The following is a 9734-nucleotide window of genomic DNA, read 5'->3' as shown; positions in this document are numbered from 1 at the left end:
CACCCTTCCCCGTTGGTCCGCCCGGTCGCACATCACGCGGCAGCGGCGCCCGAGCCGCCCATGTCATTCGTCAATGAAATTCCGAGGCGGACGATATCCGCGTGCGTTTCCACTTCACATTTCTGACGTACTCGTCGAATATAGGTATTGACGGTATGTACGCTGATTCCCAGCCGGGTGGCGATCTGACTGTATGTAAAACCCCGGGCGACGTATTTCACGACCTGGAGTTCTCTGGGCGACACGCTCTGGCCGTTCACGTGTGCCCCATCTTCGGGTTTACTCGCTGACCTGTGCAACGCACGTTCCCCCTGCGGATCATCGGCAAAATCGAGCTCGGTCAACCCTCAACGGACGTCAAATATAGGGCACTTGGCTCGCGGTCGCCATTTCGGGCCCTCTTGACTTTTCCAGCGGCTCATGATGGGTGGTCACCCGGTGAATTCCGTCGGTGATATCAGTTCGTAAGCGGTCCGGACCACTTCGGGGTCGCGCAGAAGATCTTCCTGACCGACCGGGAACCGGATTTCCCGTCCGGTGAGCCCACCGGTCCGGCCCGTGGAGAGCAGAGAGGTCGCCGACGCCCAGCCGGGCCCCGGCCCCAGGGCCCGCGCCGCCGAGAGGTACCCGGTGTAGGAACGGAACAGCCTCGTGAGCTGTTCGGCGAAGTCACCGCCGACGCCCATACGCGCGAGGACGGTCCCGTACGCCTCGCGGTACAGGGCGACGAACGCCTCCGCCGCCTTGTCGAAGTCGTCGCCCGCCGCGTCGCGGATCCGGCCGATCCCGCGGCGCAGTTCGGCCCGCTCCCCGTCGCTCACTCCGTCCATCCCGTCCACCGCCACGCGGATGTCCCGGTCGAGGCTCGCCACCGCGGGCACTTCCGGGTCGAAGAGCAGCAGAGCCGGCCGCTCGCCCTGCCGGCGTTCCACGAGGTCCGCCAGACGCGCGGCGAACACGCTCCCCGCGCAGTAGCCGAGCACCGCGCGCACCGGGCGGGCGGCGGGCCCGTACACCACCTGGCCGGCCCACCAGTCCAGGTGGTGCCGCGCCCGGTCGTCCTCCGGTGCCGCGTCGGGCGGCGGCACCGCCTGCCGTACGTCGAGCGAGCCCGGCAGCAGCCCGGCGAGTTCGGCGAACGTCGCCTCGCGCCGCCCCGTCGTGGCGAAGTCCACCGCGAGCACCACATCCCCGTCGGCGTCCGGGACGAGCGGAGCCCAGGCGGACCTCGCGTCACCGCTGCCCGGCATCGGTTTCCTCCCCGTACACCTCGGCGGCCACGGCCACGATCTCGGCGAAGCGGGGCACCTCGGCGGAGCGCGCCTCGACGGCCTCCGCGAGAGCGGCCACGGTGCGGTGACCGAACAGGGTCGCCACCGGCAGCTCGATGCCCAGGACGGCCTGGACACGGGCGAGGACCCGCACGGCGCGCAGCGAACTCCCGCCCAGCGTGAAGAAGTCCGCGTCCACCCGTGCGACGGGCGCGTCGAGCACGTCGGCCCAGATCGCGGCCAGCCAGCGCTGAAGGTCACCGGCGGGCGCCACGGCGTCCTCGGACGCGGCGTCGTCAGGCCGCTCGCCGGTGTCCCCGAGGGTCGCGTCCCCCGACGGTGACGACAGGTCCGTGACCGGGACGAAGCGCAGACACACCGCCTCGTCCGGCAGCAGCCGCGCGGTGTGGGCGCGCAGCTCCGCCTCGCCGGGCGGCGACCCGGGCTCCGGCACGTAGTAGACGGTCAGCTCGGCGAGGGCGTTCTCCCGCGACGCGGTGCCACCCGCTGTGAGGAGGTCCTCCAGCGCGTCGAGCTGGGAAGGGGAGAGGCCGGCGATTCCGGGGAAGGACACGGAGTTCCTTTCTGCCACTGCTCAGCGGGTCGCGGTCACGACGGTCATCCGGTCCGTCCACCAGTACTGACAGTCCGGCGGCGGCTGGAGACCGTCCACGACCTCCACCGCGAACGAGGAGAAGTACCGCAGCAGCCCACGCTGGTGCCGGCGGCTCAGCGAGTCCCGCTCGTTGGTGTAGTACGTGAAGACCCCGCCGGAGCGCAGGTGGGCGGCGGCCTCGCAGAAGAACGCCTCCGCGACCGTGCTGTCCCGCAGCACGTACTGGTCGAACTCGGCCTCGCTGGTGGGGAAGGCGTCCCACAGGATGCCGTCGAAGTCACCGAGTCGCGGCAGGGCGGCCTGCCAGTGCCCCCGCAGCAGCTCGATGTCGGAACCGGGGCGCTCGGCGGCCCACTGCCGGGCCTTGTCGAGCACGCCGTCGTTGTACTCGACGATGGTGTGCGAACGCACCCCCTGCTCCTCGATGAAGGTCGCCGACAGTCCGAGGCCGAACCCGATCTCCAGGATGTCGCCGTGGGTGGCGGTCACACGCTCCGCCATGCGGTGCATGAGCCGTTCCTCCCAGTCCTGCATCACCTGCTGGCCCTCGATGAGGAGCTGGTCGTCGTGGTAGTCGGCCTCGCTCTCGTGCCAGTTCGCGTGGATCTCGCCGCGCGTGGTGCCGCCGATGAAGTCCGGCGCGATGACGTCGAGATGACGTAGCTGCTCGGCCAGCTCGTCGACGGCGCGATGGATCACCCAGCGCCGCTGTTCCGCGCGCGGCGCGTCGATGAAGGCGTCCCGCCGGATGTCGAGATCCACGGCGAAGTCCTTGTAGCGGCGCAGCATGGTCACCTTCCGGTCGGCGGGATGGTCGGGAGAACGTCCGCCCCGGTGACCGCGCGCAGCGCGGCGGCGGCCACCTCGGGCGGCGCGGCGGCCAGGAGTGCGGCCACCCGCTGCGCCGGGGCGGCGCCGGGCGGCGTCGCTGCCACGGTGGCGGAACGTACGCCCGGATGGTCGGCCACCTGGGCGGCGATCCGGCTGAGCCGCACCCGGACGCCGCGGAGCACGGCCCGGTCGTCGGCCGTACCGCACAGCTCGATGTCGCCGGACGGCCGCATCCGCGCCGGCTCGCCCGTCCGCACCAGACGGGCACCGGCCGGCAGTTCCGGGTGGCGGCTCTCCACGAGACGCCGCCGGTCGACGGCGGCGCTCGTGACACCGCCGGTCCCGTCGCCGTCGTCGTCGGCGGTCAGGCAGAGTTCGCCGAGAACGCCGTGGGGCACCGCCCGGCGCCGGTCGTCGACGACAACGGCCGAGCCGTCACCGGCGACGAGTCCACGGCTCTCCTCCAGGTCACCGGTCATCGCCCGGACCAGCGCGGCCAGGCCCCCTCCCGCGTCCGTGTGCAGGTGGTACAGGCGCGCGGCCGGAGCCAGGGCGGCGAAGCGGCGCGCCGCCTGCTCCCGGGGCGCCTCACCGATGGTGACCACGGTCCGCAGGGCCGCGAGGTCATCGGCGCGACCGGGCTCGGCCGACACCTGGTCGACCAGGTCGGCCAGCGCGCTCGGCAGGAGGAAGAGCGTGTCCACGCCGTCCCGGGCCAGTGTCGCCGCCAGCGCCTTCGGGTCGGTCCGTTCGCCGGAGCCGGGCAGGACGGCGGTCCCACCCTGCGCGAGCGGCCACAGCAACTCCCAGACGCCGTGCGCGCGGGCGGGCGGTGTGGCGTGCAGGACCGTGGGCGCCTGCGTACCGAAGTACCGGACGGCCCACGCGGTGTGGCGGGCGAACGCCCGGTGCGCGACGACGGCCGGATACGGCGGGTCGGCCGGCCCTGTCGTGCACACCGCGTACATCGGGCGCCGTCCGTCGCCGGGCGCGTCCACCGCGTACGGTACGGCGTCCGCCGCCCCGTACGCCTCACCCGCGTCCGGCCGCGGCCGGGCCCCGACGGACAGCGGCCGCACACCCGGCGGCACGGCCGACGTGTCCGCGTCCTCGGCCACGACGGCGAACGGGTTGCCGGTCCGTGCGACGAGATCCGCGACGCGCTCCCGCGACCAGCGCGGGTCGACGGGCAGGAAGGCCCGGCCCAGGCTGTTCACCGCGAGCATCGCGGCGATCAGCGCGGGCCCCTCCGGGAGCACGAGCGGCACGAACGCCGACATCGGCGCCGCGTCGCGCAACCGGGCGCGGACCTCCTCGACGAGCCCGGACAACGCGCCGTACGTCACGCCCCGGCCGTCCGCGACGAGAGCCGTGCGCTGCGGCCACCGCCGGGCGGCGGCCTCGAACCGCACCGCGAGCGGCGCCTGTTCCTCCGGCCCGAGGGCCGGGGCGGCGGCCGTGGCCAGCGACCGGTCCGCCGGGCGCGCGGCGTCCATGTCCCGCACCCGCAGATCCGGGTCGGCGACGACCTGGTCCACCAGCGTCAGGAAGCTCGCCACCATGCGCTCCGCGGTCTCCGGGCCGAACACCTCGGCGCAGTACCACAGACGCCCGCTCAACGTCCCGTCGTCGCCGTCACCGACGGCCAGCGTGAGGTCGAGCGCGGAGGACCGCACCGGCACATGCGCCGACCGGACCTCGGAGCCGGACAGCCGCAGCGAACCCCGCTGCTCCTCGTCCATCACGAACAGCGTCTGGAACATCGGATTCCGGGTCGCGGACCCGTGCCGTCCGACGGCGCGGGCGATCTCGTCCACCGGGACGTGCCCGGCGGCCTGCGCGGCCAGTGTGCTCTTGCTGACGCGGCGCACCGCCTCGGCGAAGGTGGGGTTGTCCGCCAGCCGCGCGCGCACCGGAAGGGTGTTGACGAAGAACCCGATCAGCTCCTCCAGCTCCTCCGAGCCCCGGTTGGCGGCGGGCACGCCCACCGCCAGGTCGTACGTCCCGCTGTAGCGCGCCAGCAGGACGGAGAACAGCGCGAGGAGGGTGTGGTAGCGGGTGACCCCCTCGCGCCGGGCGAGGGCCGCGAGGGCGGCGGCCTGACGGCGCGGCACGGTGAAGCGCCGCTCGTCGCCCACGCGGGTGGGCCGCTCCGGCGGGAGCAGGTCGGCGGGCAGGGTCTGTTCGGGCAGCCCCTCCAGGTACTCCCGCCAGAATCCGAGCCGCTCCGTCACGCGCCGCCGGACCGCCGGGTCCGCCTGCCAGCCGCAGAAGTCCAGATAGCGCGCGCCGAGCGGGCGCGGCGCGGATGGATTGCCGTGCAGGGCGCGGGCGTACGCGTCGCTCAGCTCGTCGAGGAACAGCCCCACCGACCACTCGTCGAACGCCACATGGTGGACGGCGAAGGCGAGGAGGGTCCGCCCGGCCGCGCACTCGACCACCGTGGCGCGCAGCACCCGGCCCGCCCGGAGGTCGAACGGGCGCGAGACGAACGCGGCCAGCAGGCCGTCCCGCGACTCCAGTTCCTCCTGGATCGTGTGCGGGACGGAGCCCGTCTCCACGGGGACGTCCGGTGCGACCACGACCTGGGTGAGCCGGGTGCCGTCGAGCCGTACGGCCGTACGCAGCGGCTCGTGCCGCGCCGCCACCGCCCGCAGCGCGGTCCGCAGCGCCGGCACGCTGACACCGCCCGTGACCTCGAAGGCGAGCGGGATGTGGTACGCGGCGGACTCCGGCAGCAGGCGCTGGAGGAACCACATCCGCTCCTGGCCGGACCAGCACGGTCCCTCGTCACCCGCCGTACGCGGCAGCAGCCGGGGCGGACCGCTCTCGTCGTCGCGCCCGCTCTCCTCCGTCATCACGCCGGCCGTGACGAGGGCCGACGCGAGAGCGGCCACCGTGGGCTCGTCGAAGAACCGGGCGACGTCGACGGCCACGCCGTACCGTCCGCGCAGCCGGGTCAGCAACTGGATGGCGAGCAGGGAGTTGCCGCCCAGGTCGAGGAAGCTGTCCCGTTCCGCGATCTCCTGGTCGCCCAGCAGCTCCCGCCACACGGCCGTGACCGCCGCGACCGCCGCGCGATGGGCCTGCCCTGCGCCCGGCGGGCCCTCGGTGGCCCCGGCGGCGTCGGCGCTCCGCGAGGGGCGGCCGGACGGGCCGAGCGTGCGCGGCGACCCACCCCCGTGGGAGTGCACCACGTACCGCTGCGGGCAGGCGTAGTCCGGCAGCCGCTCCGCCGCCCGCCCGCCGAGTTCCCCGACGAGCCGCTCCGCCTCCCCGGCGGCGGCCGTCGCGACCACCTCGGCGACCAGCAGATCCCTGCCGTCCGGCCCCGGCTCCGTGGTCACCGCGACCTTCTCGACCCCGGCCACCTCGGCCAGCACGCCCTCGACCTCACGCGGCTGCACGGTGAAGCCCCGGATCTTCAGGCGCGTGTCGATGCGCCCGGCGAAGCGGAAACCGCCGTCGGTGAGGGCCACCGCCCGGTCCCCGGTCGCGTACATACGGGCGCCGGGGCGGCCCGCGAACGGGTCGGGCAGGAACCGCTCCGCCGTGCGCGCCGGCTGACCCGCGTAGCCGCGGGCCGTGGCCAGTCCGCCGACGTACAGCTCTCCCGGAACGCCCGGTGGCCGCCGGCGCAGCCCCCCGTCGAGCACATAGGCGTGGACGCCGGGCAGCGGCCGGCCGATCACCCCGCTGCCCACCGGGTCACCGGGTGCGAGGGGCCCGTCCACGACGGAGGTGATGGCCTGCTCGGTCGACCCGTACATGTTGAACGTGCGGCACCCCGGCCCGGCGACGGCCTGCCAGCGGGCGATGTCGTCGGCGCCGACCTCCTCACTGCCGACCGCGACCGTCCGTACACATCCGGGAGGCGGCGGCACATCCCCAGCCTCCACCGCCGACAGCCACGCGGTCCAGAAGGAGGTCGGCAGATCGAGGGCGCTGACCTGGAACTCCTCCAGGAACGCGGTGAACCGTACGAGGTCGCCCGCGGTCGTGGGATCCATCAGGGCGAGCGCGGCACCCGCCGTCCACGCGCTGAACGCCTCTTCCAGCGTGATGTCCACGCCGAGCGAGGTGAACTGCAGCACCCGGTCCGCCGGGGTGAGCCCCCAGCGTTCGGCCATCCGGGCACAGGTGTTGGCCAGGGCCGCGTGCTCGGTCAGTACGCCCTTCGGCGCGCCGGTGGAGCCCGAGGTGAACACGAGGTAGGCGAGGTCCGCGCCCGTCCCGGCCCACAGTGCCACCGGCGCCGGGCGCTCCGGCGCCAGTGCCTCCTCCACCGGGAGCACCAGGGACAGCCCGGCGTCGCGGGCGAGAGCGGTGTGCTCCGCGTCGACGAACACATGCCGCAGGCCCGCGACTTCGGCGACCTCCGCGATACGGGCCGGCGGCCACGACGGATCCAGGGGCACATACGCCGCGCCGCTGCCGAGCACCCCCAGCACCGTGGCCAGGAAGTGCGGGCGGCGCGCCCCCAGGTAGCCGACGGGCAGCTCCGCTCCCTCGGAGGGGGTGCCGAGCGCCCGTACCGAGGCCGCGACGGAATCCGCCATCGTGCCCAATTGCCCGAAGGAAAGATCACCGTATGCGCCGGTGACGGCCACGGCGTCGGGATGTGCCGCCCGCCGCGCGGCGAATGCCTCGCATACGGACGCCCATGCCCCCGAATCGACCACTGCGGTCTCCTCACATCATCCGACGGTACGTCACATGTACTTACTCATCACGGCTTTTCGTTGTCCGAGGATTACTACGCAAGCTCCCGCCAATCCACTAGACACATTTGCCGACGGCCGACGCGCACACCATTCACCAGAACCTGTGACTTGACAGGTTTGGGTGCCATCGATCTAGTTCCTTGCGGTACGACGCCCCGTTGACAGCCCCCCACCCCTGTGGCAGCTTCGGCACATCGCGGCTCCGCCCTTCCACCACGTCTGTGAACGCCGTCCCGCTCACGCGCGAGGGAATATCCCCGCCGACGCGCACGCGGCGTCCTGCCCCGTTGGGAGAGCTGAGAGTTGTCACCGTCATCCGCCGTACCCGCCACCGCGCGCGTTCCGTGGCACGGCCCCTCGCGCCAGATCCCCCCGGCCACACTCCCCGAACTGTTCGAGGCCCGGGCCGCGGCCACACCCGACCGCACCGCCCTGGTCTTCGAGGGGAGCCGGACCCGCTACGACCGGCTCGACGCCGACGCCAACCGCCTCGCGCACCTGCTGCTGGAACGCGGCGTAGGCCCCGGCGACCGGGTCGCTGTGGCGGTCCCGCGCTCCGTGGAGCTGGTGGTCGCCCTGCTCGGGGTCGTCAAGAGCGGAGCGGCGTACGTACCGGTCGACCCCGACCACCCCCGCGACCGTGTCCGCCGTCTGCTGCGCGACTCCGCACCCCGCGTGGTGCTCACCACCACCCCGGTCGCCGAGGCCGTGGACGCGCCCGACGACGCCGTTCTCCTGGACGATCCGCGCACCGCCGCCTCACTGGCGGCCCTCCCCCCGTCCTCACCCACCGCGGCGGGCCGCGGCGCCCCGCCCACCCCCGGCCATCCCGCCTACGTCATCTACACCTCGGGCTCCACCGGCCACCCCAAGGGCGTCGTGGTCCCGCACCGCGCCGTCGTCAACCGCCTGCTGTGGATGCAGCACACCTACGGCCTGGAGGCCGACGACCGCGTCCTGCAGAAGACCCCCGCCGGCTTCGACGTGTCGGTCTGGGAGTTCTTCTGGCCCCTGATCACCGGCGCCACGCTGGTCATCGCCCGGCCCGGCGGACACAAGGACCCCGGCCACCTCGTCCGGCTCATCCGCGCCGAGCGGGTGACCACCGTCCACTTCGTACCGTCCATGCTCCGGTACTTCCTCCAGGCGCCGGGCGCGTCCGGCTGCGACAGCCTGCGCCGGGTGTTCTGCAGCGGCGAGGCCCTCCCGGCCGACCTCGTGGAGCCCTGCCTCCGTACGCTCGGGGCCGACCTCCACAACCTCTACGGCCCCACCGAGGCGACCGTCGACGTCACCTCCTGGCCCTGCCTCCCGGGCGGCGACACCTCCGTGACGGTTCCGATCGGCAGGCCGGTGTGGAACACCAGCGCCTACGTCCTCGACGGGGCGCTGCGCCCGGTCGCCCCGGGCGGGACCGGCGAGCTGTACCTGGCCGGCGTCCAGCTCGCCCACGGCTACCTCGGCAGGCCGGGCCTGACGGCGTCCAGCTTCGTCCCTGACCCCTTCGGGGCACCGGGCGCCCGCATGTACCGCACCGGTGACCTCGCCGCCTGGCACGAGGACGGCCACCTCCTGTTCCACGGGCGCGCCGACCACCAGGTGAAGGTGCGCGGGTTCCGTATCGAGCCCGCGGAGATCGAGGCGGCGCTGACCGCGCGTCCGGACGTCGGGCAGGCGGTCGTCGTCCTGCGCGAGGACCGGCCGGGCGACCCCCGCCTGGTGGCGTACGTGACCCCCGCCCCCGCCCCCGGTGTCGGGGCCGCCCGGCCGGACGGCCCCGACACCGCACGCCTGCGGGACGCGCTGACCGCACGGCTGCCCGACTACATGGTCCCCGCGGCGTTCGTCACCCTGGACGCGCTGCCGCTGACCCCCAACGGCAAACTGGACCGACGCGCCCTCCCCGTACCAGGGAACCCCACTCCGGCCCGCACCGGCCGGGAGCCGCGAACTCCCGTGGAACGCACGCTGTGCGCCTTGGCCGCCGAGGTCCTGGGCGCCACCGGCCTGACCATCGACGACAACTTCTTCCACCTCGGCGGGAACTCCCTGCTCGCCGTCCGCTACGCCGCGGGCATCCAGACCGCGCTAAGCACGCAGATCGAGGACGTGAGGGTCTTCTTCGAGGCACCGACCGTCGCCGAGCTGTCCGTACGCCTCTTCCCCACGGCGGGCTGACGCGCGTCCGGTTCGGCGCGGCGGGGGAGGGGGGCGGGGAACGGGGCGGGGGCTGATGCGGGGGCTCGGGCGAGACGGTGCGCCGGAGTAGGTAGGCTCAGGGCTCAGTACGCG

The 9734-nt window shown here is 73.6% G+C and carries 6 protein-coding genes; 1 reads left to right on the top strand and 5 read right to left on the bottom strand.

The features are described from left to right. Window positions 1-32 precede the first annotated feature (32 nt). The 5 genes from ACIBJC_RS00830 to ACIBJC_RS00810 form a co-directional block, all read right to left on the bottom strand. Window positions 33-344, bottom strand: a complete 312-nt coding sequence (locus ACIBJC_RS00830) for a helix-turn-helix transcriptional regulator (RefSeq protein WP_399285894.1) — start codon at window positions 342-344, stop codon at window positions 33-35. Between the two features lie 87 nt (window positions 345-431). Next, window positions 432-1250 (bottom strand): hypothetical protein, encoded by an 819-nt coding sequence (locus ACIBJC_RS00825; RefSeq protein WP_399285892.1) that lies wholly within the window; start codon window positions 1248-1250, stop codon window positions 432-434. Continuing rightward, the gene (locus tag ACIBJC_RS00820) at window positions 1234-1845 is read right to left on the bottom strand and encodes a phosphopantetheine-binding protein (protein ID WP_399285890.1); all 612 of its coding nucleotides are present in this window, start codon (window positions 1843-1845) and stop codon (window positions 1234-1236) included. The genes ACIBJC_RS00825 and ACIBJC_RS00820 overlap by 17 nt, the downstream gene beginning before the upstream one ends. Window positions 1846-1866: 21 nt before the next feature. Continuing rightward, the gene (locus tag ACIBJC_RS00815; RefSeq protein ID WP_399285888.1) at window positions 1867-2676 is read right to left on the bottom strand and encodes a class I SAM-dependent methyltransferase; all 810 of its coding nucleotides are present in this window, start codon (window positions 2674-2676) and stop codon (window positions 1867-1869) included. A 2-nt stretch (window positions 2677-2678) separates the two neighbouring features. Further along, a complete protein-coding gene (locus ACIBJC_RS00810) occupies window positions 2679-7400 on the bottom strand; it encodes an amino acid adenylation domain-containing protein (protein WP_399285886.1) in 4722 nt (1573 codons plus the stop codon). A gap of 345 nt (window positions 7401-7745) precedes the next feature. Here ACIBJC_RS00810 and ACIBJC_RS00805 point away from each other — a divergent pair, with 345 nt between their 5' ends. Continuing rightward, entirely contained in the window at window positions 7746-9620 is a 1875-nt protein-coding gene (locus ACIBJC_RS00805; RefSeq protein ID WP_399285884.1) for an amino acid adenylation domain-containing protein, read from the top strand. The last annotated feature ends 114 nt before the right edge of the window (window positions 9621-9734 follow it).

This window comes from Streptomyces sp. NPDC050509 (genome assembly GCF_044457965.1).
Classification (GTDB): Bacteria; Actinomycetota; Actinomycetes; order Streptomycetales; family Streptomycetaceae; genus Streptomyces.
This window is presented reverse-complemented; position numbering and strand designations above follow the sequence as displayed.

Bases quoted from the DNA above. Each gene is read 5' to 3' on its own strand.
- ACIBJC_RS00825 (WP_399285892.1), bottom strand. From the start codon at position 1,250: ATGCCGGGCAGCGGTGACGCGAGGTCCGCCTGGGCTCCGCTCGTCCCG.
- ACIBJC_RS00815 (WP_399285888.1), bottom strand. From the start codon at position 2,676: ATGCTGCGCCGCTACAAGGACTTCGCCGTGGATCTCGACATCCGGCGG.